At 73.9% G+C, this 25,180-nt stretch carries 26 protein-coding genes; 12 read left to right on the top strand and 14 right to left on the bottom strand.

The features are described from left to right. Window positions 1–4: 4 nt before the first annotated feature. Genes G339_RS0106990 through G339_RS0106970 form a run of 5 tightly spaced genes read right to left on the bottom strand, consistent with a single transcriptional unit; the run spans window position 5 to window position 3,539 of the window. The gene (locus G339_RS0106990; RefSeq protein ID WP_019630358.1) at window positions 5–445 is read right to left on the bottom strand and encodes a protein-tyrosine phosphatase family protein; all 441 of its coding nucleotides are present in this window, start codon (window positions 443–445) and stop codon (window positions 5–7) included. An 18-nt stretch (window positions 446–463) separates the two neighbouring features. After that, entirely contained in the window at window positions 464–1,501 is a 1,038-nt protein-coding gene (locus G339_RS0106985; protein ID WP_019630357.1) for an ABC transporter permease subunit, read from the bottom strand. Beyond that, window positions 1,498–2,391 (bottom strand): ABC transporter ATP-binding protein, encoded by an 894-nt coding sequence (locus G339_RS0106980; RefSeq protein ID WP_019630356.1) that lies wholly within the window; start codon window positions 2,389–2,391, stop codon window positions 1,498–1,500. The genes G339_RS0106985 and G339_RS0106980 overlap by 4 nt, the downstream gene beginning before the upstream one ends. Continuing rightward, window positions 2,388–2,780 (bottom strand): GntR family transcriptional regulator, encoded by a 393-nt coding sequence (locus G339_RS0106975; protein WP_019630355.1) that lies wholly within the window; start codon window positions 2,778–2,780, stop codon window positions 2,388–2,390. The genes G339_RS0106980 and G339_RS0106975 overlap by 4 nt, the downstream gene beginning before the upstream one ends. 57 nt (window positions 2,781–2,837) lie before the next feature. Continuing rightward, on the bottom strand, window positions 2,838–3,539 hold the full coding sequence (locus G339_RS0106970) for a nucleotidyltransferase domain-containing protein (RefSeq protein ID WP_157407379.1): 702 nt from the start codon (window positions 3,537–3,539) through the stop codon (window positions 2,838–2,840). 212 nt (window positions 3,540–3,751) lie between these two features. Between G339_RS0106970 and G339_RS0106965 the strand changes: the two genes are divergently transcribed. The 5 genes from G339_RS0106965 (at window position 3,752) to G339_RS0106945 (ending at window position 7,225) form a co-directional block, all read left to right on the top strand. Then, the gene (locus G339_RS0106965; protein WP_026341223.1) at window positions 3,752–4,405 is read left to right on the top strand and encodes a maleylpyruvate isomerase N-terminal domain-containing protein; all 654 of its coding nucleotides are present in this window, start codon (window positions 3,752–3,754) and stop codon (window positions 4,403–4,405) included. A gap of 76 nt (window positions 4,406–4,481) precedes the next feature. Further along, complete coding sequence (locus G339_RS0106960) at window positions 4,482–4,895, top strand: hypothetical protein (protein WP_019630352.1); 414 nt, start codon at window positions 4,482–4,484, stop codon at window positions 4,893–4,895. Continuing rightward, on the top strand, window positions 4,874–5,104 hold the full coding sequence (locus tag G339_RS0106955; protein WP_019630351.1) for a hypothetical protein: 231 nt from the start codon (window positions 4,874–4,876) through the stop codon (window positions 5,102–5,104). The genes G339_RS0106960 and G339_RS0106955 overlap by 22 nt, the downstream gene beginning before the upstream one ends. A gap of 16 nt (window positions 5,105–5,120) precedes the next feature. Further along, entirely contained in the window at window positions 5,121–5,840 is a 720-nt protein-coding gene (locus tag G339_RS0106950) for a response regulator transcription factor (protein ID WP_019630350.1), read from the top strand. After that, on the top strand, window positions 5,837–7,225 hold the full coding sequence (locus tag G339_RS0106945) for a sensor histidine kinase (RefSeq protein ID WP_019630349.1): 1,389 nt from the start codon (window positions 5,837–5,839) through the stop codon (window positions 7,223–7,225). Before G339_RS0106950 ends, G339_RS0106945 begins: the two co-directional genes overlap by 4 nt. A 57-nt stretch (window positions 7,226–7,282) precedes the next feature. On the opposite strand, the gene clpX is transcribed toward G339_RS0106945, so the two are convergent. The 4 genes from clpX to tig all read right to left on the bottom strand — a co-directional run bounded on the left by clpX (window position 7,283) and on the right by tig (window position 11,807). Continuing rightward, window positions 7,283–8,563: an ATP-dependent Clp protease ATP-binding subunit ClpX gene (clpX, locus tag G339_RS0106940; protein ID WP_019630348.1), complete on the bottom strand. Its 1,281-nt coding sequence runs from the start codon at window positions 8,561–8,563 to the stop codon at window positions 7,283–7,285. A 193-nt stretch (window positions 8,564–8,756) separates the two neighbouring features. Continuing rightward, on the bottom strand, window positions 8,757–9,383 hold the full coding sequence (locus G339_RS0106935; protein WP_205625506.1) for an ATP-dependent Clp protease proteolytic subunit: 627 nt from the start codon (window positions 9,381–9,383) through the stop codon (window positions 8,757–8,759). 73 nt (window positions 9,384–9,456) lie between these two features. After that, on the bottom strand, window positions 9,457–10,089 hold the full coding sequence (locus tag G339_RS0106930; protein ID WP_033322532.1) for a ClpP family protease: 633 nt from the start codon (window positions 10,087–10,089) through the stop codon (window positions 9,457–9,459). Between the two features lie 224 nt (window positions 10,090–10,313). Next, window positions 10,314–11,807, bottom strand: a complete 1,494-nt coding sequence (gene tig, locus G339_RS0106925; RefSeq protein ID WP_019630345.1) for a trigger factor — start codon at window positions 11,805–11,807, stop codon at window positions 10,314–10,316. Window positions 11,808–12,136: 329 nt separating this feature from the next. On the opposite strand from tig, the gene G339_RS0106920 reads away from it, so the two are divergent. Beyond that, window positions 12,137–13,306: a DMT family transporter gene (locus G339_RS0106920; protein WP_019630344.1), complete on the top strand. Its 1,170-nt coding sequence runs from the start codon at window positions 12,137–12,139 to the stop codon at window positions 13,304–13,306. A 49-nt stretch (window positions 13,307–13,355) separates the two neighbouring features. Here G339_RS0106920 and G339_RS32860 read toward each other — a convergent pair whose 3' ends face one another. Further along, window positions 13,356–15,794: a Tex family protein gene (locus tag G339_RS32860; RefSeq protein ID WP_019630343.1), complete on the bottom strand. Its 2,439-nt coding sequence runs from the start codon at window positions 15,792–15,794 to the stop codon at window positions 13,356–13,358. A gap of 152 nt (window positions 15,795–15,946) precedes the next feature. Here G339_RS32860 and G339_RS0106910 point away from each other — a divergent pair, with 152 nt between their 5' ends. Beyond that, window positions 15,947–17,230 carry a sensor histidine kinase gene (locus G339_RS0106910; RefSeq protein ID WP_019630342.1) on the top strand — a complete coding sequence of 428 codons (1,284 nt, stop codon included), beginning with the start codon at window positions 15,947–15,949 and terminating at the stop codon, window positions 17,228–17,230. Beyond that, window positions 17,182–17,826 (top strand): LuxR C-terminal-related transcriptional regulator, encoded by a 645-nt coding sequence (locus G339_RS0106905; protein ID WP_019630341.1) that lies wholly within the window; start codon window positions 17,182–17,184, stop codon window positions 17,824–17,826. Before G339_RS0106910 ends, G339_RS0106905 begins: the two co-directional genes overlap by 49 nt. A gap of 291 nt (window positions 17,827–18,117) precedes the next feature. On the opposite strand, the gene G339_RS0106900 is transcribed toward G339_RS0106905, so the two are convergent. Further along, window positions 18,118–18,516, bottom strand: coding sequence for a cupin domain-containing protein (locus G339_RS0106900; protein ID WP_019630340.1), 399 nt, complete (start codon window positions 18,514–18,516; stop codon window positions 18,118–18,120). Window positions 18,517–18,576: 60 nt separating this feature from the next. Between G339_RS0106900 and G339_RS0106895 the strand changes: the two genes are divergently transcribed. The 3 genes from G339_RS0106895 to G339_RS41055 all read left to right on the top strand — a co-directional run bounded on the left by G339_RS0106895 (window position 18,577) and on the right by G339_RS41055 (window position 19,882). Further along, the gene (locus G339_RS0106895) at window positions 18,577–19,047 is read left to right on the top strand and encodes a MarR family winged helix-turn-helix transcriptional regulator (protein WP_019630339.1); all 471 of its coding nucleotides are present in this window, start codon (window positions 18,577–18,579) and stop codon (window positions 19,045–19,047) included. A gap of 19 nt (window positions 19,048–19,066) precedes the next feature. Beyond that, window positions 19,067–19,459, top strand: a complete 393-nt coding sequence (locus G339_RS0106890) for a tautomerase family protein (RefSeq protein WP_026341221.1) — start codon at window positions 19,067–19,069, stop codon at window positions 19,457–19,459. 216 nt (window positions 19,460–19,675) lie between these two features. Further along, window positions 19,676–19,882, top strand: a complete 207-nt coding sequence (locus G339_RS41055) for an HAD family hydrolase (protein WP_084693153.1) — start codon at window positions 19,676–19,678, stop codon at window positions 19,880–19,882. Here the strand turns inward: G339_RS41055 and G339_RS0106885 are convergent. Beyond that, window positions 19,863–20,903 carry an NAD(P)-dependent alcohol dehydrogenase gene (locus G339_RS0106885; protein ID WP_019630337.1) on the bottom strand — a complete coding sequence of 347 codons (1,041 nt, stop codon included), beginning with the start codon at window positions 20,901–20,903 and terminating at the stop codon, window positions 19,863–19,865. The genes G339_RS41055 and G339_RS0106885 overlap by 20 nt on opposite strands. Window positions 20,904–21,033: 130 nt before the next feature. On the opposite strand from G339_RS0106885, the gene G339_RS0106880 reads away from it, so the two are divergent. Further along, the gene (locus G339_RS0106880) at window positions 21,034–21,789 is read left to right on the top strand and encodes a hypothetical protein (protein WP_019630336.1); all 756 of its coding nucleotides are present in this window, start codon (window positions 21,034–21,036) and stop codon (window positions 21,787–21,789) included. Between the two features lie 12 nt (window positions 21,790–21,801). Here G339_RS0106880 and G339_RS0106875 read toward each other — a convergent pair whose 3' ends face one another. Further along, window positions 21,802–23,235: an aldehyde dehydrogenase family protein gene (locus G339_RS0106875; protein ID WP_019630335.1), complete on the bottom strand. Its 1,434-nt coding sequence runs from the start codon at window positions 23,233–23,235 to the stop codon at window positions 21,802–21,804. 1 nt (window position 23,236) lies between these two features. Further along, entirely contained in the window at window positions 23,237–25,180 is a 1,944-nt protein-coding gene (locus G339_RS0106870; protein WP_019630334.1) for a GMC family oxidoreductase, read from the bottom strand.

Genomic DNA, 25,180 nt, shown 5'->3' with positions numbered 1-25,180 from the left:
CGGATCAGCCGGGGAAGCGGCGGACCCAGCGGCGCTGCCAGGGCGTCTCGACGGCGCGCGGGCGGTAGTGCTCGCGCGCCCACGCGACCGCGTCGGCGGCGGGCGTCCCGGCGAGGACGGCCAGGCACGCCACGACCGTCCCGGTGCGGCCGACGCCGCCGCCGCACGCGACCTCGACGCGCTCGCCGGCCCGCGCGCGGCCGTGCAGGTCCCGGATCGCGCGGACGGCGGCGTCCCGGTCGGCGGGCAGCCGGAAGTCGGGCCACTCCAGCCACGCGTGCTCCCACGCCAGGGCGGCGCCGTGGCGGGCGCGCAGCTTCGCGGTGCCGAGGTAGAGGCCGAAGTCGGGGGCGGGGCCGTCCGGCGTCCCGTCGCGGAGCCCCCGACCGCGCACCCGCGCGCCGTCGGGCAGCCGCACCGAGCCGGGGAGGGGGGATTCGTCCATGTCGATCACGGTAGCGAACTACGTGACGCGGCGGCGGACCGTCCAGAAGCACAGGCCGGACAGGACGAGCGCGAGCACCGCGTACATGCCCGTCTCCATCCACTGGAGCGGCCAGAAGCGGTCCGCGGGCTGGTAGACGACCCGCTGCCGGTAGCCGAGCGCCGCCATCGCGTCGAAGCACGCCTGGGACGGGCCGCCGTCGATCGCGGCGTCGCCGGGCGGCGGCGGAGCGCACGGGCCGCTGTCCAGGTCCATCGCCAGCGAGGAGACGACCCGGCCGCGCGCGTCGAGGGTGTCGTTGGCGAGCGTCCAGGACCCGTCCTCCGGCGCTTTGACCCGGACGTGGACCGCGCCCTTGTCGCCGTCCATCATCAGCGACTCCATGTTCCGCGCGGTGATCGCGGTCGTCGTCGTGACGGGCGCGATCAGGTGCGGGCGGACGAGCATCGGCACCGCGACCTGCACGGCCGCGAACACCGCGAGCGTGACGGCCATCGCGGGCAGCGTCCGGCGGACGAGCGTCCCGACCGCGACGCCGAGCACGAACGCGAACGCCGCGTGCCCGAGCGGCACGATCCCGCGCGCGTCGAACACGATCGGCGTCAGCCGGGGCACCTGCCGGGCGGACGCCGCGTCGAGCGGATGCGCCCACCAGGTGACGGCCAGGCTCGCGACCAGCGCGGCGACGATCGCGGCGGCGCCGGTGACGGCCAGCTTGACGGCGAGCCAGCGCGTCCGCGTGACGGTCTGGTTCCAGACCAGGCGGTGCGTGCCCGCCTCCAGCTCGCGCGTGATCAGCGGCGCGCCCCAGAACAGCCCGACGATCGCGGGCACGAACAGCACGGCCACGCCGGTGCCGATGAACAGGGCGCGGTGGTCGTCGGCGAACCGGCGCGCGAAGATGTCGCACGCGTCACCGTGGCAGGCCGCGATCCCGCGCGCGTAGTCGTCCGCGATGCCGGGGCCGGTGACCGCCAGGACGACGTCGAGCACGGCCAGCAGGCCGAGCACCGCGGACGCCTGCACGCGGAGCTGCCGCCAGGTGAGCCAGATCATTTCCGCACCTCCAGGGCGGGGCGGCGGGGGGCCGCGTCGGGCGGTGCGCTCATGTAGGCGAGGACGACGTCCTCCAGACTGACGTCCCCGACCGTCCACGCCGGGTCGAGGACCGGGCCGTCGCAGCGGACGATCATCGTGCTCTGCCGCTCGCCGTGGGCGGCCGAGACGACGTGCTGGCCGGGCGGCAGGTCGGCGGGGTCGCGGCGCGGGCCGGTGAGGCGGGCGTGCCCGGTGAGCAGGTCGTCGACGTCCCCGGCAGCGCGGACCCGCGAGTCCACGAGCACGATGAGGTAGTCGCAGGTCCGCTCGACGTCCGACACCAGATGGGACGAGAGCACGACGCTCAAGCCCTGTTCGGCGACGTCCTCCAGCAACGACTGCAGGAACTCGCGCCGCGCCAGCGGGTCGAGCGCGGCGACCGGCTCGTCCAGCAGCAGCAGTTCGGGCCGCTTCGCGATGCCGAGCGTCAGCGCGAGCTGGGCGCGCTGGCCGCCCGACAGCTTCCCGGCGCGGCGGTCCGGGTCCAGCCCGAGCCGCTCGACGCGGGCGCGCGCCAGCTCGGCGTCCCACCCGGGGTTGAGCCGCGCGCCGAGCCGCAGGTGGTCCGCGACGCTGAGCCCCGCGTACGTCGGGGTGTCCTGCGCGACGAACCCGATCTTGGCGAGCTGGCCGCGCGACTGACCCGGCCGTCCGCCCAGCACCCGCAGCTCGCCCGCCGAGGGCTCGATCATGCCGCTCGCGAGGTTGAGCAGCGTGCTCTTGCCCGCGCCGTTCGGGCCGACGAGCCCGACGACCCGTCCGGCGGGGACGTCCAGGTCGCAGTCCCGCAGCGCCCAGCGCCGCCCGTACCGGCGGCCGAGGCCCCGCGCCTCGACGGCGGCGGTCACTTCGCCTCCCGCAGCGACGCGTGCCGGTAGGTGGACTGGAACAGCGCCTCGATGCTCTCGTCGTCGAGCCCGGCGCGGCGGGCCTTGGCGATCCACGTCCGCAGCTCGCGGCGCAGCGGCTCGTGCGCGGCCAGGGAGTCGTCCGCGAGCGTCGCGGTGACGAACGTCCCGACGCCGGGCCGGGCCGAGACCAGGCCCTCGTGCTCCAGCTCCCGGTACGCCTTGAGGACGGTGTTGGGGTTGATCGCGAGCTGCCCCACGACCTCCTTGACCGTGGGGAGTCGGTCCCCCTCCCGCAGCTGACCGAGCCGGAGCGCCTGCCGTACCTGCCGCACGAGCTGCAGATACGGGGAGACGCCCGACTTCTGGTCCAGGTAGAACGCGATCACCGAACCTCCATTGCACTAGCTAACTAGCACAATAGTTCTCTGGTTCGGCGGCCGGTGTCAACCGGACTCCGGCAGGTGCGCGCGGCGGACGTCGTGCAGCCAGGCCGTCACGCGGTCCTCGTCGGGGTGGTCGGGCAGGGGCGTGCGGGCCGCGTCGAAGTCCTTTTCCGCGTCCGTGATCAGGGCGCTCGCCCTGCCGAGATCGCCTGCCGCGACCTGCTCGCCGAAGTCGAGGAACCACTGCGGGTCCGCGAGGCGGACGTCCAGCACGCCCGTCCGGTACAGGCCGAGGCCCTGGTGGACGAGCCGCGCCAGATGCCGCGCGTGCTTGGCCGTCCGCTTGCGGGTGTCGGCGGAGAACGAGCCGTCGCCGCGCGACTCCAGGCGGCGGAACTGCTGCGTCGCGTACCCGAGATAGGCGTCGCGGACGCGCGGCGCGGACACGAACGCGTTCCGGATGCCGACGAGCCGGTCACCGAGGCCGGTGCGCGTCTCGTACAGCCCGTCCGGCAGCCACAGCAGCTCGGTCGTGGTCGGGTTCGCCTTCAGGCACAGCCCGGCGAACTTCGCGGCCTCGTGCAGCGTGCTGTCGGGCATGGTCGTGACGCGCGTGGCCTCCCTGCCGGTCGGCGGATTCAGGCCGTGGAACAGCACGGTCGGCGCGGCGTAGACGCCGAGCCGGTCGATGTCGGAGCCCGGCCCGGCGAGCCCGTACGCCGTGGACCCGACGATTCCCGCGAGCAGAACGCGCCCGTTCACCACACCGATCCCCTTTCCCGCGACGGCGGAACGGCATTCCGCCGAAAGCGAGCCTGCCAGGCAGCGTTCACCCCCGGGAATCCGTTTTCCGCGGCCTAGGGGCGCGAAGGCTCCCCGCCTACTTCCCCGGCCGCCCGCCCGACCTTCACGCTCTGCGCGACCCTCTTCTCCCGAAAGCCGCCGCGAACGACCGATCCCGCTAGCGTTGTCGGGTGGATCTTTTCTCTCGAAGTTGGGCGGCGTTGCTTTCGGCTGTGGCGGATGTGCCGGACGAGGAGTTCGAGCGGCCGTCCGGGTGCGCCGGGTGGTTGGTGCGGGATCTCGTGTGCCACCTGGTCATCGACGCTCAGGACGTGCTGATCACGCTCGTCACGCCCGCCGAGGGCGAGCCGACCGTGGACGCCGTCACGTACTGGAAGCTCGTGGAGCCGCCGACCGGGGACGACCCGCTCGACGCGCTGATTCCCCGGCTCGCCGCCGCGTACGGCGATCCGAAGCTGCTCAAGTTCCACCTGGACGACGTCGGGTCCGCTGCGGGGCGCGCCGCCGCGTTGGCCGATCCCGCCGCGCTCGTCAGCACGCAGGACGAGATCCTGACGGCCGGGGATTATCTGAGCGCGTACGTCCTCGAATGGACGCTCCACCACCTCGACCTCGTCGCGCATCTGACCTCGGTCGACGGGCCGCCCGCCGAAACCCTCGCGGCGGCGCGCGCGGCGCTGGAGAAGATCGCCGGAGCACCGTTCCCCGCCGCGCTCTCCGACGCGGACGCGCTGCTCGTCGGCACCGGCCGCCGCTCACCGACCGACGCGGAGAACGCCGCACTGGGCGACCTCGCCGCGCGGATTCCGTTCGTCCTCGGATAGCTCCGGATTTCTCAGAGTTCTGCCAGAGAACCCTTCTAGTGTCGGCCGCGAATCCATCCACCAGGGAGGTTTTGGCATGTCACGCAGGACTCTGCTGGCCGGGGCCGGGCTGGCGCTCGCCCTCGTGGCGGGCACCGGCGGCGCCGCGAGCGCGGACGTGTCCCCAAGCACGGCGCCGAGCACGGGCCCGAGCACGGGCCCGTCGAAGGCCGCCGCGCGGACGGCCAAGGACGTCGCCCGGTTCTGCGCGCGCGTCGAGCGCGTCGAAGGCCGCGTGAACCGGCTGACCGGGCGCATCTCCGGCGGCCCGAACACGCGCGGGTCGATCCAGTGGCTCCAGGCCCGGCAGAAGAAGGTCCAGGCCCGCAACCCGCAGCGCGCCGCGCTGATCGGCCAGCGGATCGCCCTCCGCCAGAACCGCCTCGAAACGCTCAAGACCCGCAAGACCGGACTTGAGAAGGCGCGGACGTGGTGCGCCGCCCAGCGCTGACGCGCGCCGCCGTCGCCGTCGTCCTCGCCGCCGTGGCCGCCTCGGCCGCCGCGTGCGGCGGGGACGGCGCGGACGGCGGGCGCGCGGCGAACCCCGGCGCGTCGACCGCGCGCGACGGCGGCGGCGTCCCGACCGAGCTGCAGAAGTACGTCGATGACGCCGACCGCGCCGCCCAGCAGGGCGAACGGGAGATGGCGGACGAACCGTGACGCGTATGGCACCCTGATGTCCGTGCAGGTCACCGGGCATGTCAACCCGCATCGCGTCCTCGCCGTGGACGACGATCCGGCGATCCGCCGCGCGCTGCGCCGCGGCCTGGCGCTGGAGGGCTTCGACGTCGCCGTCGCGGACTCCGGCCGGGCCGCGCTCGCGGCCGCCGGGACCGCCCCGCCGGACGCGATCGTCCTCGACGTGTCCATGCCCGACCTGTCCGGCATCGAGGTCTGCCGGACGCTCCGCGACCGCGCCGTGGACGTCCCCGTCCTCATGCTGTCCGCGCTGGACGAGGTCGAGGACCGCGTCGCGGGCCTCGCGGCGGGCGCGGACGACTACGTCGTGAAGCCCTTCGACCTGACCGAGCTGGCGCTGCGCCTGCGCGCCCTGCTGCGCCGCGCGCGCCCCGCGCCGGGCCGCGTCGTCCGCGTCGTCCGCGTCGGGGACCTCGCGGTCGACCCGGACGCCCGCACGGTGACGCGCGGCGGGCGGCCGGTCGCGCTGACCCGCCGCGAGTTCGAGCTGCTGGACGTCCTCGCCCGCAACGCAGGGATCGTCCTGTCCCGTTCGGTGCTGCTCGACCGCGTCTGGGGCTACGACTTCGACGTGACGACCAACGCCGTCGACACCTTCGTCGGCTACCTGCGCCGCAAGCTGGAGGCCGGCGGCACGCCCCGCCTCATCCACACCGTCCGCGGTGTCGGGTTCGTCCTGCGGGAGCCGGGCGCGTGAAGCTGACGACCCGGTTCGCCGTCTGCGTCGCGGTGCTCGTCCCGGTCCTGGTGCTGCTCGCCGGGCTGCTCGTGCTGCGCCTCGCCGCCCACGACCTGCGCGCCGAGCGGGACCGCCAGCTCACCGCCCGCCTGCGCGGCCTCACCCCGACCGCCACGACGTACGTCCAGCGCACGCGGCTGCCCGCCCCGAAGCAGGCCGAGCGCGCGCAGCGCCGGGTGACGGGCGCGGCGGTGGACGACGGGTCCGGCGGCGTCTACGTCGCCCCGGTCGCGGGCGAGCCGCTGGTGATCGGCGGCGTCCCCGCGACGCTGCCCGCCAACGACCCGGCCGGTCCCGCGACGTTCACGGCGGGCGGCGAGCGGTGGCGGTTCGTCTCCACCGCGCTCGGCGCGCGCGGCGCGGCCGGACGCCTGTGGGTCTTCGAGCCGGAACGCCGCGTCGCGGACCGCGTCGCGCTCCTGCGGCGGCGGCTCCTCGCGGTCACGCTGGTCGCCGCCGCCGCGGGCGCGCTCGCCGGGTTCGGCCTCGCGCGGCTCGCGGTCCGCCCGCTGTCGGCGCTGCGCGGCCAGGCGCGGGCGATCGGCGACGCGCCCGGCTCAGGGCGGCGGCTCGCCACCGCGTCCGGCACCGCCGAGGTGGACGAGCTGGCGCGGCTCGTCAACGAACTCCTGGACCGCGGCGACGACGCCGTCCGCCGCACCGCCGCCGCCCTGGAGACCGCCCGCGCGTTCGCCGCCACCGCCGCGCACGAGCTGCGCACGCCGCTGACCAGCATGGGCGCCAACCTCGGCCTCATCGACCACGCGGGCGTCACCGACGCCGACCGCGCCGAGATCGTCGCGGACCTCGCCGCCGAGCACGCCCGCATGGACCGGCTCGTGACGATGCTGCGCCAGCTCGCGCGCGGCGAGCTGCTGGACGCGGGCAGCCTCACCGCCGTCGACCTCGCGGACCTGGTCGAGGCCGCCGTCGAGGACGCGCGCCGCCGCCGTCCCGCCGCCGCGATCACCGCGACGGTCCGCGACCCGGCGGCGGTGCGCGGCTGGCCGGACGGCCTGCGCATGGTCGTGGACAACCTGCTCGACAACGCCGTCGTCCACGGCGCGGACCGCGACGGCCGCGCCGACGTCCGCGTCGCGCTGGACTCCGAACCCGGCGCGGTGACGCTGCGCGTCCGCGACCACGGCCGCGGCATCCCCGACGCGCGGCGGACCGAGGTCTTCGAGCGGTTCCGCAGGCGGCCCGGCAGCCCCGGCTCCGGCCTCGGCCCTACGCTCGTCGCCCAGCAGGCCCGCCTCCACGGCGGCACGGTCACCGTCGCGGACCCGCCGGACGGCCCCGGCACGCTGTTCACCGTCCGCTTCCCCCGCGCGGACCGCTGAGAAAAAGCACGAGCCCGGCCCCCGGAAACTCCGGGAACCGGGCTCGGCGAAGAACCGTCAGGCGCTCTTCTCGCGCGGCTCGCGCTTGGTCGCCCGCTCGCGCGGCACCAGCGTCGGGTTCACGTGCTCCAGCACCGCCTCGCGGGTGATGACGACGCGGGCGACGTCCTGCCGGGACGGCACCTCGTACATCACCGACATCAGCACCTCTTCCATGATCGCGCGCAGCCCCCGCGCGCCGGTGCCGCGCAGGATCGACTGGTCCGCGATGGCCTCCAGCGCGTCGTCGGTGAACTCCAGGTCCACGCCGTCCATCTCGAACAGCCGGTGGTACTGGCGCACCAGCGCGTTCTTCGGCTCGGTGAGGATGTTGATCAGCGCGTCGCGGTCGAGGTTGTGGACGCTGGTGATGACCGGCAGGCGGCCGATGAACTCCGGGATCATCCCGAACTTCAGCAGGTCCTCCGGCATCACGTCGCCCAGCATCGCGGTGGCCTCGCCGAAGTCGGACTTGGAGCGGATCGCCGCGCCGAAGCCCATCCCCTGCTTGCCGATCCGGGACTCGACGATCTTCTCCAGGCCCGCGAACGCGCCGCCGCAGATGAACAGCACGTTCGTGGTGTCGATCTGAATGAACTCCTGGTGCGGGTGCTTGCGGCCGCCCTGCGGCGGGACGCTCGCGGTGGTGCCCTCCAGGATCTTCAGCAGCGCCTGCTGGACGCCCTCCCCCGAGACGTCGCGGGTGATCGACGGGTTCTCGCTCTTGCGGGCGATCTTGTCGACCTCGTCGATGTAGATGATCCCGGTCTCGGCCTTCTTGACGTCGTAGTCGGCGGCCTGGATCAGCTTGAGGAGGATGTTCTCGACGTCCTCGCCGACGTACCCCGCCTCGGTCAGCGCGGTCGCGTCCGCGATGGCGAACGGGACGTTCAGCAGCTTGGCGAGCGTCTGCGCGAGCAGCGTCTTGCCGGAGCCGGTCGGGCCGAGCAGCAGGATGTTGGACTTCCCGAGCTCCACGCCGTCGTCGCGGCCCGCGGCCTCCCCCGACTGGATGCGCTTGTAGTGGTTGTAGACGGCGACCGACAGGTTCTTCTTCGCCGTCTCCTGGCCGATCACGTACCCGTCGAGGAACTCGTAGATCTCGCGGGGCTTCGGCAGGCTGTCCCACTTGAGGTCGGAGGTCTCGGAGAGCTCCTCCTCGATGATCTCGTTGCAGAGATCGATGCACTCGTCGCAGATATACACGCCCGGACCCGCGATGAGCTTCTTGACCTGCTTCTGGCTCTTACCGCAGAACGAGCACTTGAGCAGGTCACCACCGTCGCCGATGCGTGCCACCCAACCGTCTCCTTTTCGTGGGGCCGCCCGCCTGGAGGATGAGGTGCGGCTCGATGGGTCCGTCCCGGAGGTTCGTTCGACGTCGGATTCGACGGTACCGCCTCCCACGGACTTGGTGAGCCCCCGCGCCCGGACGTGTGACGACCGGGCGGGGGTCTCCCGCGTCCGTGGGGCGCCCGTCAGCGCCGTCGTCTCAGGACGACACTACCTCGGCTTGGCGCTTCCTGCTGACGAAGACATCGTCGATGAGACCGTACGTCTTGGCCTCGTCGGCGGTCAGGATCTTGTCGCGCTCGATGTCCTTACGAACCTCTTCCAGGCTCTTTCCACTGTGCCTGGAGAGGATGTCCTCCAGCAGTTCGCGAATGCGCATGATCTCGCGCGCCTGGATCTCGATGTCGCTCGACTGGCCGTAGGTGCCCTCGGTCGCCGGCTGGTGGATCAGGATCCGCGAGTTCGGCAGCGCCGCCCGCTTCCCCTTGGTCCCGGCGGCGAGCAGCACCGCCGCCGCCGACGCCGCCTGGCCGATGCAGACCGTCTGGACGTCCGGCTTGACGAACTGCATCGTGTCGTAGATCGCCGTCATCGCGGTGAACGAGCCGCCCGGCGAGTTGATGTAGATGCTGATGTCGCGGTCCGGGTCGATCGACTCCAGCGTGATGAGCTGGGCCATGACGTCGTTGGCGGACGCGTCGTCGATCTGGACCCCGAGGAAGATGATCCGCTCCTCGAAGAGCTTGTTGTACGGGTTCATCTCCTTGACCCCGTACGTGGTGCGCTCGACGAACGACGGAATGATGTAGCGGTTGTCGACGGGCATCGGCCCGGCCGCTTGGATCTGCGGGCGGATCAGGTCGCTCACTTGCGTGCCTCCGTAGGTCGGTCGGGGTTCGTCAGGAGACGGGGCCCTCGGAGGGCACCTGGGTGGCGCTGAGCACCACGTGGTCGACCAGGCCGTAGTCGCGGGCCTCGTCGGCGGTGAACCAGCGGTCGCGGTCGGAGTCCTTCTCGATCTGCTCCAGCGACTGCCCGGTGTGCTCCGCGATCTTCTCGGCGAGCGTCTTCTTGACGTACAGCATCTGCTCGGCCTGGATCTTGATGTCCGAGGCGGTGCCGCCGATGCCGCCGGACGGCTGGTGCATCATGATCCGCGCGTGCGGGAGCGCGTAGCGCTTGCCGGGCGTGCCCGCGCACAGCAGGAACTGGCCCATCGACGCGGCCAGGCCCATGCCGACCGTCACGATGTCGTTCGGGACGTAGCGCATGATGTCGTAGATCGCCATCCCGGCCGTGACCGAGCCGCCGGGCGAGTTGATGTAGAGCGTGATGTCGCGGCGGCCGTCCTCGGCCGAGAGCAGCAGCAGCTCGGCGCAGATGCGGTTGGCGATGTCGTCGTCGACCTGCTGGCCGAGGAAGACGATCCGCTCGCGCAGCAGCCGCTGGAAGAGCTGGTCGCCCAGGGGCAGCAGGGGCGCCTCGGCGACCCGCGCCTGAACCTGCGACGACTCCTCGAAAGTCGGAGGCATGCTCACCGGTGTTCCTCCGGTCCTTTAATCGGTACGGATGTTTGGACAGTAACGCGCCGGGGGGCCGGGTTAAGCCGCCAGGGGCCGCTTTTCGCTGGCGGCGTAGCCTGCCGCCGAGGGGGTTGAAAACGCCGGGGATCGGATAACAGGACGAACGCCCCGCCCCCGGCGGCGGGCCGGGGGCGGGGCGTTCGTCGTTGCTGGTCAGGCGGCGGCGGGGGCGCTCAGGACTTGTCGTCCGCCTTCTCGGCGGCGGCCTCGTCGGCCTCCTCGGCGGCCTGCACGTCGGCGGCGTCCGCCGCGGCGGCGTCGGCGTCGGCGTCGGCGATCTCCTGCGCCTCGGCGGCGACCTCGGCCTCGGCGTCGGCCTCCGACCCGACCTCGACGGTCTCGCCGTTCAGCTCGCGCTGGATCGCGGCCGCGTCGAGCTCGTTGCCCGACTCGTCCTTGATCGTGACGTGCTCGACGATGAGGTTCAGCGCCTTGTTGCGCAGCACCTCCGCGACGATCGCCGGGAGCTGGTTGTTCTCGGTGAGGTACTCCGCGAGCTGCTGCGGCGCGACGCCCATCTGCATGGCCTGCGTCACGACGTACTCGCTGAGCTCCTCGTTCTCGACGCCCAGCTCCTCCTGCACGGCGAGCTGGTCGAGCAGGAAGCCGCCCTTGACCGCCAGCGCGGCCGCCTCGGCGACGTCGGAGGTGAACTCCTCCTCGGTCTTCTCCTCCTCGGCGAGGTACGCCTCGCGGGTGGTGCCGGAGATCGCGAGCTGCTGCTCGAACTGCTGGTTGCGGCGGTCGATCTCGTCCTGCACGACCTTGTCGGGCAGCGGGATCTCGACCTTCTCCAGCAGCGCCTCCAGCGCCTTGTCGCGCGCGTCGGAGAGCTGCTGCAGCTTCACCTGGCGGCCGAGGCGCGTGCGGACGTCCGCGCGCAGCTCCTCGATCGTGTCGAACTCGGAGGCGAGCTGCGCGAACTCGTCGTCGGCCTCGGGGAGGTCCTTGACCTTGACGCTCTGCACCGTGACGGTGATCTCCGCGTCCTGCCCGGCGCGCTCGCCGCCCGCCAGCGGGGCGGTGAACGTGGCGCTCTCGCCCGCCGACAGGCCGGTGACGGCGTCGTCCAGGCCCTCGACCGAGGAGCCGGAGCCGACCTCGTAGGAGTAGCCGGTGGTGGACGCGTCCTCGACGGCCTCGCCGTCCACGGCCGCCGCGAGGTCGATGGTGGCGAAGTCGCCCGCCTGGGCGGCGCGCTCGACGGTCGTCAGCGAGGCGAACCGCTCGCGCAGGTTGCCGAGGGTCTCCTCGACCTGCTCGTCGGTGACCTCGGCGTCGTCGACGACGACCTCCAGGCCGTCGTAGTCGGGCACCTCGAACTTCGGCCGGATGTCCACCTCGGCGGTGAACGCGAACTGCTGGCCGTCGTCCAGTTCGGTGACCTCGACGTCGGGCTGGCCGAGCACGAAGATCTCGGACTCCTCGACGGCGCGCCCGTACAGCTCGGGCAGCGCGTCGTTGACCGCCTCCTGCAGGACCGCGCCCCGCCCGACGTACTTGTCGATCAGCGGCGCGGGAACCCGGCCGGGCCGGAAGCCCTTGATCCGCACCTGCTGCGAGATCTCCTTGTACGCCTTGTCGAGGTTCGGCTTGAGCTCGTCGAACGGAACCTCGACGGTGAGCTTGACCCGCGTGGGGGTCAGCTCCTCGACATCGGTCTTCACTGGGGTAGGTCTCCTTGATCCGCGCTGTCTCGGCCGGGGCGTTCGACGCGTGCTCAGCCGGGCGGTGTCCCCGGCTCCGTCTCACTCGCGGGCACGCCGAAGAACCGGCTCCGCGCCCGTGCGCGCCAAGTCTAGGGGGTTCGCGGGCCGGGTGCGGACACCGGCGTCCCCGCCCGCCCCGGGAACGCCTCCGGCGACGGGTCCGCTGCGCCGCGCGGGAGGCCGGAGACGAGTGTTCCGGCATGATCACCGAGCGCCTCCGATTCCTCACCATGCGCTCTACCTGCGCATGTGACATGGAGCACCGCGAACCCCCATACTCTTCCGGGATGAACGGGATAGCTGCGGCCTTCGGCGCGACGGCTCTGTACTACCTCGGTTTCGCCGTGTTCAAGCTCGCGGCGGACCGGATGGAGCCCCTGCGCGGCAACCGAATCGTGCACATGGCGTGGACCATCGTCACCAGTTGGGTCTTCCTCGTCGCGCTGGCGATCGTCCTGTGCGGGCTGAGCCTGCAGATCGTCGCGCTGTCCAAGGTGTCGCTCGGCGTGGCCGTGCCGATCTTCATGTCCGGCGTCGTGCCGCTGCTGCTGATCGCGATGGCGTTCTTCGGCGACCGGCTGACGGCCCGCGAGTGGCTGAGCCTGCTGATGATCGCCGGGGCGATCCTGCTGCTGGTCGCCTCGACCGGGAACCCGCCGCCGGTGCGGTCCGTGGACGTCCCGACGTGGAAGCTCGTCGTGATCATCGTCCCGGCGCTGCTCGGGCCGCTCGCGCTGGTGGTCTTCGGCGACTACCGGCCCGACGGGCGGCACGCGCGGCCCGTCACCGGCATCGCCTACGGGCTGCTGTGCGGCTTCCCGGTCGGCACCGCCGAGCTGGCGATCAAGGGCTGGAGCGATTCGGACAAGGCGGGCTTCGGCGTGCTGACGACGCCGTACCCCTATCTGACGGTGCTGGCGGCGGGCCTCGGCTTCGGCATCCTCGTCGCGGGGTTCCAGCGCTGCCGGGTGTCGGTCGTCGCGGCCGTGATGACGGTCAGCGCCAAGTCGTACCTGCTGCTCATGGGCACGTTCATGTACGACGAGCCGTGGCCGAACGACCGGCTGAACGCGGTGCTGCGCGTCACCGCGCTGGTCCTCGGCGTCGCGGCCGTGCTGCAGTTCCCCCGGCACCGTCCGGTTCCGGACACCGAGCCGCCGGAGCCGGTGCGCGGGCCGGGCGGCGACCCGTTCGACGCCGCGCCGCTGGAGTCGCGCGGGCTGACCGCGCCGGGCGTCTCCCCCGTCGACTACGGGCTGGCGGCCGCGCCGACGCCGCTGGACGGGCCGCCGGCGGGCCGCCGCGACCCGTTCGCGCCGGACCCGCTCGGGCACGACCCGCTCGCGTCCGATCCGCTCGGCCGCGACCCGCTGGGGCGGGGGCCGTACGAGCAGGGCGAGAACGGTCGGCCGTCGCAGCCGAGCGGCGAGTACCCGCGCAATCCGCCCTGGCAGTAGAGGCGTACGCGGACGGCCCCGGTGCTGAGCACCGGGGCCGTTCGTCGTCTCAGCGGGTGCGGCGGTCCTTGCCGTCGTTCTTGGGGCCGCCCGCGAGGCCCGCGCGGCGGAGGGCGTCGGCCATCGCGCCGCCACCGCCACCGCCGCCGCCCGCGCCGCCGGGACGGCCGCCGCCCCGGTTGCCGCGCTGGCCCTGCCGCTGCCCCTGGCCCTGCCCGCCCTGGCGACGGCCGCCGCGTCCCTCGCGCCGCTCGGCGCGCTCGCCGCCGCGCGCCTCGTCGGTGAGCCGCAGCGTCAGCGAGATGCGCTTGCGCGGCAGGTCCACGTCGAGGACCTTGACGCGGACGATGTCGCCGGGCTTCACGACGTCCCGCGGGTCCGCCACGTACTTGTCCGACATCGCCGAGATGTGGACCAGGCCGTCCTGGTGGACGCCGATGTCCACGAACGCCCCGAACGCCGCCACGTTCGTGACGACGCCCTCCAGCAGCATTCCCTTCTCCAGGTCGGACGGCTTGTCCACGCCCTCCTTGAACACGGCCGCGCGGAACGCCGGGCGCGGGTCGCGGCCCGGCTTCTCCAGCTCGGCCAGGATGTCGGTGACGGTCGGGAGCCCGAACGTGTCGTCCACGAAGTCGGCGGGCCGCAGCGAGCGCAGCACGGCCGTGTTGCCGACGAGCCCGGAGACGTCCGACCCCGCCGCCTCGAGGATGCGGTGGACGACCGGGTACGCCTCGGGGTGGACGCTGGAGGCGTCCAGCGGGTCGTCGCCGCCCGGAATCCGCAGGAAGCCCGCGCACTGCTCGAACGCCTTCGGCCCGAGGCGCGGCACGTCGCGCAGCCCGGCGCGCGACCGGAACCGCCCGTGCGCGTCCCGGTGCGCGACGATGTTCTCGGCCAGCCCCTCGCTGATGCCGGACACGCGGGTGAGCAGCGGCGCGGACGCGGTGTTGACGTCCACGCCGACCGCGTTGACGCAGTCCTCCACGACGGCGTCGAGGGACCGCGACAGCTTCACCTCGGAGATGTCGTGCTGGTACTGCCCGACCCCGATGGACTTGGGGTCGATCTTCACGAGTTCGGCGAGCGGGTCCTGCAGCCGGCGCGCGATGGACACCGCGCCGCGCAGCGACACGTCCATGCCGGGCAGCTCGCGGCCCGCGTACTCCGACGCCGAGTACACCGACGCGCCCGCCTCGGACACCATGATCTTGGTGAGGCCGAGGTCGGGGTGGCGGGCGATGAGGTCGGCGGCGAGCTTGTCGGTCTCGCGGGACGCGGTGCCGTTGCCGATCGCGACGAGGTCGACCTCGTGGGCGCGGGCGAGCGCGGCGAGCGTCGCCAGGGACTCGTCCCAGCGGCGGCGCGGCTCGTGCGGGTAGATCGTGTCGGTCGCGACGACCTTGCCGGTGCCGTCCACGACGGCGACCTTCACGCCCGTCCGCAGGCCCGGGTCCAGGCCCATCGTGGCGCGCGTCCCGGCGGGCGCGGCGAGCAGCAGGTCGCGCAGGTTCCCGGCGAAGACGCGGACGGCCTCGTCCTCGGCCTCCTGCCGCAGCCGGGTGCGGGTGTCGATGCCGAGGTGGACGAGGATGCGCGTCCGCCACGCCCAGCGGACGACCTCGCCGAGCCACCGGTCGGCGGGGCGGCCCCGGTCCGCGATGCCGAACCGCGCGGCGATCTCGGTCTCGAACGAGCTGCGCTCACCCGGCTCGGCGGCCTCCTCGGGCTCCAGCCCCAGGTCGAGGACCTCTTCCTTCTCGCCCCGGAACAGCGCGAGGACGCGGTGCGACGGCAGCGACGCGAACGGCTCGGCGAAGTCGAAGTAGTCGGCGAACTTCGCGCCCGCCTCCGCCTTGCCCTCGCGGACCTTGGCGACGACGCGGCCCCGCCGCCACATGCGCTCGCGGAGCGCGCCGATGAGGTCGGCGTCCTCGGCGAACCGCTCGACGAGGATCGCGCGGGCCCCCTCCAGCGCGGCGGCGGCGTCCGCGACGCCCTTGCCGGCGTCCACGAAACCGGCGGCGGCGGTCTCCGGGTCCTGGCCGGGGTCGCCGAACAGCAGGTCGGCGAGCGGTTCGAGCCCGGCCTCGCGGGCGATCTGCGCCTTGGTGCGCCGCTTCGGCTTGTAGGGGAGGTAGACGTCCTCCAGCCGCGCCTTGGAGTCGGCGGCCATGATCTGGGCGCGCAGTTCGGGGGTGAGCTTGCCCTGGGCCTCGATCGACTCCAGGATCGCGCCGCGCCGCTCGTCCAGCTCGCGCAGGTAGCGCAGGCGCTCCTCCAGCGCGCGGAGCTGCGCGTCGTCGAGGGCTCCGGTCGCCTCCTTGCGGTAGCGGGCGATGAACGGGACGGTCGCGCCGCCGTCGAGCAGGTCCACCGCGACGCGGACCTGGTTCTCGCGGACGCCCAGTTCCCCCGCGATGCGCGCGGTGACGGGCGGCGGGGCCTGGTCGTTCGGCCCGGCGGTCTGGCTGATGGTCGCAGTCAAATTCTTCTCCCCTGGATCTCGCCCGTGCATTGTTCCGGTTGCGGGGGCCGCTTGTCGCGTCATCGCCCGGACCCGCGGCAGGGGGCCTAGGCCCCGTGTGCCGCCGCGCGGCCGTGCCCACAATGGGGTGATCCGGACGAGGGAGGGCGGACGTGGAGCGCGACACACGGCGGACCAGGGGCGCGGCCGCGGCGGCGCGCGGTCTCGCGCAGGCGGTGCTGGCGCTCGCGGCGGGCATTCCGCTCGCGGTGGCGTCGGTGGTGTCGCTGGGGCTGGTCGCGGCGGTCGGCGTCGGGCTGGCGCTCGCGCCGTTCGCGCTGCTGGCCGTCCGGGCGTTCGCGGACCTGCAGCGGGCGTGGGCGGCGGAGTGGTCGGGGGTGGAGATCCAGCGCCCGTACCGGCCCGAGCCGGAGCGGCGGACGCTGCCGCGCCGGGTGTGGTGGATCTTGTCGGACCCGGCGACGTGGCGGGACCTCGTGTGGACGGCGGCGAACATTCCGGTGGGGTTCGCGCTGGGGCTCGTCCCGGCGGCCCTGGTCGTCTACGGGCTGGAGGGGGTCGTCGTCGCGCCGTGGGTCGGGCAGGTGTCGGGGTTCGGCTGGGGGCCGTTCTGGCCGCTGCGGGATTACGGGGCGGTCGGCGTCCTCGGCAGCGTCGGCCTCGGCGCGGCGGCGGTATGGGCGGGGCTGCGGCTCGGGCCGCCGTTCCTGCGCGCGCACGCGGTGTTCTCCCGGTCGCTGCTCGCGCCGACGCGGACGGCGCTGGCCGAGCGCGTCCGGCACCTGACCGCGACGCGCAGCGAGGCCGTGGACGCGTCCGCCGCCGAACTGCGCCGCATCGAGCGGGACCTGCACGACGGCGCGCAGGCGCGGCTGGTGGCGCTGAGCATGAACATCGGCCTGGCCGAGGAGATGATGAAGCGCGACCCGGAGACGGCGGCGCGGCTGCTGGCCGAGGCGCGGGAGGCGAGCGGGACGGCGCTGACCGAGCTGCGCGGCCTGGTGCGCGGCATCCACCCGCCGGTCCTGGCCGAGCGCGGACTGGACGGGGCGGTGCGCGCGCTGGCGCTGTCGCTGCCGCTCCCGGTGGACGTCGCGATCGAGCTGCCGGGACGGGCGGACGCACCGGTGGAGTCGGCGGCGTACTTCGCCGTGGCGGAACTTCTCGCGAACATCGTCAAGCACAGCGCGGCGCGGCGGGCGTGGGTGGAGATCGACCACGACGGGCGGCGGCTGCGGATGATCGTCGGCGACGACGGGACGGGCGGCGCGCGGGTCGCGCCGGGCGGCGGGCTGGCGGGCGTGGAACGGCGGCTGGCGGCGTTCGATGGCACGATGGCCGTCACCAGCCCGCCGGGCGGGCCGACGATCGTGAGTCTGGAGCTGCCGTGCGCGTTGTCATCGCCGAAGATCTCGCCCTCCTCCGGGACGGCCTGATCCGGCTGCTGGAGGCGTTCGGGTTCGAGGTCGTCGCGGCCGTCGACAACGGGCCGTCGCTGCTGCGGGCGCTGACCGGGCACCGGCCGGACGTCGCCGTGGTGGACGTCCGGCTGCCGCCGACCTTCACCGACGAGGGGCTGCGCGCGGCACTGGAGGCCCGGCGGACCCTGCCGGGCCTCCCCGTGCTGGTGCTGTCCCAGCACGTCGAGCAGCTCTACGCGCGCGAACTGCTGTCGGACAGCTCGGGCGGGATCGGCTACCTGCTGAAGGACCGCGTGTCGGACGTCGCGCAGTTCGTGGACGCGGTGAAGCGCGTCGCGGCGGGCGGCACGGCCCTCGACCCGGACGTCGTCGCGCAGCTCCTCACCCGCCACGCCCGCGAGGAACCGGTCCTGCGCCTGACCCCGCGCGAACGCGAGGTCCTGGAACTGATGGCCGAGGGCCGCTCCAACGCGGCCATCGCGGCGAAACTCTTCATCACCGAGAAGGCGATCGGCAAGCACACCGCGAACATCTTCACCAAACTCGACCTCCCGCAATCGGAGGACGACAACCGCCGAGTCCTGGCGGTACTGAAATATCTGAACGCGTAACCGCCCGGCCTTCAACGAGCACGACCACAACATCACGCACGCCCCCCACGACCCCGAGCCGCCCCCGACCCCGCGCGGCTGCGCGCCGCGTTCGCTCGTTCTCGCTGGTCAGCGCGAACGGAGTTACACGCGCACGACCGCGAGCCGAGCGGAAGCCCGTACGACTGCGAGCCGCGCCCGACCCCGCGGGGTCACCCCGCGCGGCTGCGCGCCGCGCGGGGCTCTGCGCGCGGCGGCGAGCCGCCAGGCGAGCGGCCGGGCGCTTGGGGGTTCGCGTTGGGGTGTCGTCGGTCAGACGATCCAGGGCGGCGTCGCCCGCTCCCCCAGTTCCCTCGCCAGGTCGCAGTCCGTCACCGCGTCGTAGACCTGCATTCCCGCAGGCCCGGCGACGACGGCCGTGAATCCGGCCGACCCGGCGACGACCTGCCGGGGAAGGTCGGCGGGCAGGACGGCGGTGTCCCCCTCGGCGAGGCTCAGCGTCTCCCCGTCGAGGTCGATGGTCGCGTCCCCCGTGAGGAACGTCCAGACCTGCGCGCTGTCGAAGGTGTGGCGCGGCCCCCGCGATCCGGCGGGCGCGGCGGTGTGCCAGACGGCGACGTCCGCGCCGCCCTGGGCGGGTGAGGCGAGGGTGGTCATGACGCCGCCCGGGGTCTCGGTGCGGCGCGCGTCGGCGCGGCGGATGACGGGCACGGTCGGTTCTCCCTAAGATGGACAATCAGGTTGTCCATATAGTCAACGAGGTTGTCTTTCATGTCAAGCGATCCGCCGCCGTGGGATCTGCCGCTGCGCCTGTTCCTCGGCTTCCGCGCGCTCGTGGACGACGTCCACGCCGACCTCGCCGCCGCCGGGCACGCCGAGCTGCGGCCGATGCACGGCTTCGTCCTCCAGGCCGTCGGCCCGCACGGCACCACGGCCGCCGACCTGGGCAGACGCCTCGGCGTCTCCAAGCAGGCCGCCGGGAAGACCGTGGACGCGCTGACCCGCGCGGGCTACCTCGAACGCGCCCGCGACCCCGGCGACGCGCGCCGCCGCCTCGTCCGGCTGACGCCGCGCGCCCACGACGCCCTGGCCCGCTCCGCGGCCGGGTTCGCGGCGGCGCGGGAGCGCTGGGGGGCGGTCCTCGGCGCGGACCGCGTCCGCGAGCTGGAGCGCGCGCTCGCCGAGGTCACGCCCGCCGACGTCTGGCGCCTGGACGTCCCGGGCTGGTTCGCGGGCTCCTGACCGCCCTAGGATCACGCCCGTGGCACAGGTGAAGATCCACGGGCGGCGCGCGGCGTGGGCGGGGCGGCGGCGGGAGGTCTCCGACCTCGTCCAGGAGTGCCTGGTCGAGGCGTGGCGGCTGCCGCCGGACAAGCGTTTCCACCGTTTCCTGCTCCTGGACGACGAGGACTGGATCTGCCCGGGGCGCGGCGAGCGCTACCTGATCCTGGAGATCCTGTGCTTCGAGGGCCGCGGCGACGCGGGCAAGCGCGCGCTGATCCGCGCCCTGTACGACCGGCTCGTCCCGGCGCTCGGGCTGTCCGCCGACGACCTCGAACTGACGATCGTCGAGACGCCGCGCGTGAACTGGGGCATCCGGGGCGTCCCGGCCGACGAGCTGGCCCTGACCTATCCCGTCGCCCTCGAACCGTGATCGACGCCGTCCTGTTCGACCTCGACGGCACGCTCCTCGACCACGACGGCGCGGCCGCCGAGGCGGTCGCCGCGATGTTCCCCGCCGCCGACCCGGTCGCGGTCGGACGGCGCTGGGCGGAGCTGACCGAGCTGGCCTACGACCGGTATCTGGCGGGCGAGCTGACCCACGACGGGCAGCGCCGCCTGCGCGTCACCGCGCTCGCCGCCGAACTCGATCTTCGCCGCCGCGTGCGCCGCGCTCGGCCTGCCGCCGCGGCGCGTCGCCTACGTCGGGGACCGGCTCGACACCGACGCGCGCGGCGCGCTCCGGGCGGGCCTGCACGGCGTCTGGCTCGACCGCTCCGGCGCGGGCCCCGACGCCGGCGTCCCCCGGATCACGACGCTCGCGGATCTGCCCGACCTCATCCGTTCGGCAGGATGACCGCGCGCCCGTTGATCTCGCCGTCGTGGAGCCGCTGGTACGCCAGCGGCGCGTCGTCGATGGAGTACCGCTCGACGTGGACGTCCACCGCCCCGCTCCGCGCCAGGTCGAACACCTCGAACAGCTCCCCGCGCGACCCCCAGTAGGGCGCGCGGGCCGACATGTCGTACGGGACGCTGCCGAAGCCGACGTCGGCCCGTCCGCCGCCGATGCCGACGATCACCACGGCCGCCTCCACCGACGCGACGGCGGTCGCGATGGCCACGGTCGGCGGCGCGCCGACGAAGTCGAACACGCCCTGCGCGCCGATCCCGCCGGTCAGCTCCCCCACCCGCGCGACGGCCGCGTCGTCGGACAGGACGGCCTCGTGCGCGCCGACCTCGCGGGCCAGCGCCAGCTTCCGCTCGGTGACGTCCAGCGCGACGACGCGCGCCGGAGTCAGCGCCCGCAGGAGCTGGATCGCGACGTGCCCGAGCCCGCCCGTGCCGATCACGACGGCGGTGCTGCCGGGCGTCAGCACGGGCAGCGCCTCCTTGATCGCGTGGTACGGGGTGAGGCCCGCGTCGGTCAGCGGGACGGTCCGGACGGGGTCCAGGCCGTCCAGCGGGACGAGGTGCCGCGCGTCGTCCACCAGCATGTACTCGGCGATGGCGCCGGGCGCGCCCAGGCCCGGCGGGAAGATCCCCAGCTCGGCGGCGCGCAGGCAGTAGTTCTCCTTGCCCTGCGCGCACTTGGCGCACCGGCCGCAGCCCCACGGCCCGTACACCGCGACGGAGTCGCCGACCTCGACGCCGCGCACGCCGTCGCCGAGCGCCGCGACCGTGCCCGCGCCCTCGTGGCCGAGCGTGAGGGGCAGCGGGAACGTCAGCTCGTCGGCGGAGAAGTTCATCACCGCGATGTCGGAGTGGCAGACCCCGGCGGCGGTGATTCTCAGCAGCACCTGGCCGGGGCCCGGCTCGGGCTCGGGCACGTCCACGACCTCCGGCGAGCCGCCGAGCTCGCGGTACTGAACGGCCTTCATCGCGTCCCCCTCACATCGGTTGCGTCCGCGTCAACCCCTTCCGAGCCCTGTGGACGGATACGGGCTGGTCCGGCGAGATCTTTCTTGACCCTCGGCGGTCCGGCCGTCCCCGCCGGGCACGCTCCCGGGCATGGGAACGTGGTTCGCGCGGGAGATCGTGGGCACCGGCAGGCTCCGGCTGTTCTGCTTCTTCGTCGCGTTCATCGGGGCGTTCCTGTTCATCCGGTTCAGCGTCCGGATGATCCGGCGCGGGACGCGCTGGTGGCCGGGCAACGTAGCGCCCGGCGGGCACCACGTCCACCACGTGGTGTTCGGGCTGGTGTTCATGTGCGTCGGGGGCGTCGGCGGGTTCACCGTGCGCGATCCGACGTCGGCGTGGGCGGGCGCGGCGGCGGCGCTGTTCGGCGTCGGGACGGGGCTCGTGCTGGACGAGTTCGCGCTCGTCCTGGATCTCAGGGACGTCTACTGGTCCGAGCAGGGCCGCCTTTCGGTGGAGGTCGTGTTCATCGCGGCGGCGCTGTGCGGGCTGATGCTCGTCGGGCTGCATCCGCTCGGCATCGACACCGCCGTCCACGACGCCGGGTCCGGCATGGCGCTGTGGCAGGTGATCGTGCTGCTCCTGCTCAACCTCGCGCTGTCGGTGGTGACGCTGTTCAAGGGCAAGGTGTGGACGGGGCTGCTCGGCGTCTTCGTGACGCTGTTCGCGCTGGTCGGGGCGGTGCGGCTGGCGCGGCCGGGCTCGCCGTGGGCGCATCACCGCTATCCGGAGGGCTCGTCGAAGATGAAGCGCGCCCGGTCCCGCGAACGCCGCCTCCGCGCCCCCGTCCAGCGCTTCGCGTACCGGGTCCAGGACGTCGTCGCGGGCCGCCCGTCCGGCGAGCGGTGATTCCGGGCGGCGTCAGAACTGCACCGCCGTCACCGCCGTGAACTCCTCGATCCCGTCCGCGCCCATCTCCCGGCCGTAGCCGCTCTGCCCGTAGCCGCCGAACGGCGCGGTCGGGTTGACGACGCCGCCGTTGACGCTGATCTGCCCGGCCCGCATCCGTCCGGCGAACGCGGCGGCGCGGTCGGCGTCGGCGGCCCAGACCGCTCCCGCGAGCCCGTAGGGGGTGCCCTCGGCGACGGCCAGCGCCGCGTCGTCGCCGCCGTCGTAGGGGACGACGGTCAGCACCGGCCCGAACACCTCCTCCTGCTCGATCCGGCTCCCGGCCTCGGCGACGAGCACGGTCGGCTTGACGAAGTACCCGGTGGGGAGCCCGGCGGGCTGCTCCGGTCCGCCCGCGACGAGCCGCGCCCCGTCGGCGAGGGCGGCGGTGATGTGGCCGCGGACCCGGTCGCGCTGCGCGGCGCTGACGAGCGGCCCCTGCTGTGTGGCGGGGTCGGCGGGGTCGCCGAGGACGGTCGCGGCGGCGAGCCCGGCCAGGATCTCGGCGGCCTCGTCGACGCGGGCGCGGGGCAGCACGAGCCGGGTGGTGGCGCTGCACGTCTGCCCGCTGTTGTTCAGGCAGCCGGTGAGGGTGGCGGCGACGGCGCCCGCGAACGCGTCCCCGGCGAGGTCGTCCAGCAGCACGCTCGCGGACTTGCCGCCGAGTTCGAGGGCGGTCCGCTTGGGCGCGGCGGCGGCGAGCTCGGCGACGCGGCGGCCCGCGCGCGTCGAGCCGGTGAACGACACCATGTCCATCAGCGGGTGGGTGACGATGGCCTCGCCGACGTCCGGCCCGGTGCCGGTGACGAGGTTGAACACGCCCGGCGGGAGCCCGGCGTCGGCCATGACCTCCGCGAGCACGTACGCGACGCCGGGGGTGAGTTCGGCGGGCTTGAGCACGACGGTGCAGCCCGCGGCGAGCGCCGCCGCGGTCTTGGCGGTGACCTGGTGCAGCGGGTAGTTCCACGGGGTGATCGCGCCGACGACCCCGGCGGCGCGCCGGGTCAGCACCGAGTTGCCCTGCTCGCGGCGCCACTCGACGCGCGGCGCGACGTCGGCGACGGACGCGAAGTCGGCGACCCCGAACCCGGCCTGCACCAGCACCGAGAAGACGTAGGGCGCGCCCATCTCGGCGGTGGCGACGGCGGCGATCTCCGCGACGCGGGCCTTGAGCCCGTCCGCGATGCGGGCGCAGTACGCGACGCGCTCGGTCCACGGCAGCGCGGACCAGCCGGGCAGGGCGCGGGCGGCGGCGCGCGCGGCGCGGTCGACGTCCTCGGCGGTGCCCGCGGGAACGGTCCCGATGGGCCGCTCGGTGTAGGGGTTGGTCAGCGTGAGCGTCGCGGTGCCCGCCGGGACGGCCCACGTTCCGTCGATGTAGAGGGTGTCGCGGGTGTGGTCGGTCATGTCACTTCCCTCGGGCCAGGATGTTCTCGGCGGTGCGGTGGGCGAGCGCCATGCAGGTCAGCATCGGGTTCGCGCCGGACGGGGTGGGGAACGCGCTGGTGTCGCCGATCCACACGCCGGGCGTGTCGTGGAGCTCCCCGGTCGGTCCGGCGACGGAGGCGGCGGGGTCGGCGCCGATCCGCGCGCCGCCCATCTGGTGGGCGGTGCCGATGGGCAGCCCGCCGCGTCCGATCGGGATCTCGCGGAGCCGCGCGGCCCACGCGTCCAGGTCGTCGCCGCGCCGCAGGACGGGCGCGTTCGACACCCACACCGACTCGGCGCCGGCGGCCAGGTGCAGTTCGGCGAGGGCGCGGACGCCCCGGTGGTAGGTGTCGACGTCGCGGGGGTCGTCGAACGGGTAGTGGTGGCGGGCGGTGCCGGACTCGTCGGTGTCGACGTGCCCGCCGGTGTGCTCGCGGAGGATCATGACGAGGTTGGCGAGCCGCCCGAGGTCGGCCATGACCTCCTTGTGCTCGGCGCCGTCGCCGCGCGCGAGCTGGAAGGCGATGATGCCGGGCGACAGGTGGGAGCCCTCGATGATGAAGCCGTAGCCGTCGCCGAGGTCGCGGAACTCGTCCAGGACGGCGGCCTGCGGCGGGCCCCACCAGGGGTCCTGCCGGTCGGGGTAGACGGCGAAGACGCCCGCGCACGGGTGCAGGAAGAAGCCCTGTCCGACGGCGGGCCCGCCGAGGCCCGAGCGCAGCAGCAGGGCGGGGGTCTCCAGGGCGCCGCCCGCGACGACGACGTCGCGCGCGTGGACGGTGATCCGCCGCTCCTCGCCCGTCGCGGGGTCGCGGTGGACGGCGCGGACGCCGCTCGCGCGCCCGCCGGAGGTGAGGATCTCGGTCGCCTCGGTGTCGGTGAGGATCTTCGCGCCGTGGTCGAACGCGTCCCGCAGATAGGTGTTGAGCGTGCCGCGCTTGCTGCCGCTCGGGTCGCCGAACTGCGTGTAGCCCGCCGCGACCGGGTCGTAGGTCGCGGGGTCGACGTTGCGCAGCGCGGTCTTCACCGACCAGCCGAGCTTCGCGGCCCCTTCGGCGAGCCGCCGGTGCGGGCCGTTGTAGTCGCTGCACGCGTCGGTGGCGTTGATGCGGGCGGCGACGGCGTCCAGGTGCCGGTCGAACTCGGCGGTGTCGGCGCCGGTGATCCCGGCGGCGGCCCATTCGCGGCGGACGGCGTCGGTGGGCCGCAGGCAGTGGTGCCAGTTGACGGTGGTGCCGCCGCCGAGCGTCCGCCCCGCGAGCAGGCCCGCGTTCCCGTCGGCGGTGGAGGCGACGCCGCGCCGGTACAGCATGGTGCGGCTGGCGCCGTACTCGAGCTGGTCGTAGTCGCGTTCGCTGGTGGCGCCGCCGGCCTCCAGGACGACGACGCGGCGCCCGGCGGCGGCCAGGACGCCGGCGACGGTGCCGCCGCCCGCCCCGGAGCCGACGACCACCACGTCGGCCGCCAGCGTCTCGCCGTCGGCGGGCGCGTACGGGGTGATGTACGGCTCGTCGTCGGGCGGCCGGATCTGCGGCCCCGGATACCCGTACTGCGCCCACAGCGGGTTGCGGCCGTCCGCGCCGGTCACCGAGTGCGCGTAGACGCAGGCGAGGGCGCGCAGCCCGGCGATCCCTGCGGCGGCGTCGGGGGCGAGCGCGCCGAAGGTGGCGAGCATCCCCTCGCGGGTGGCGCGTCCCTGGTGCTGGAACCCGATGGACGCGAGCCCGTCGAGGAGTCCGGCGAGCGCGGCGTTCTCCTCGGCGGACTGGGTGTCCAGGTGGTCCAGCAGCGCGGTGTCGGCGCCCAGCGAGGTGCCGGAGGCCGCCCAGTAGCCGTGCGGGTCGTCGGCGCGGTCCAGCGGCGGCACGGCGGTGTCGACCACGGCGCGCAGCACCGCGAGCTGCGTCTCGGTGAAGTCGGGCAT

This window comes from Actinomadura atramentaria DSM 43919 (assembly GCF_000381885.1).
Taxonomy (GTDB): domain Bacteria; phylum Actinomycetota; class Actinomycetes; order Streptosporangiales; family Streptosporangiaceae; genus Spirillospora; species Spirillospora atramentaria.
Note: the sequence above shows the minus strand (reverse complement) of the source record. Positions and strands in the feature narration are given on the sequence as shown.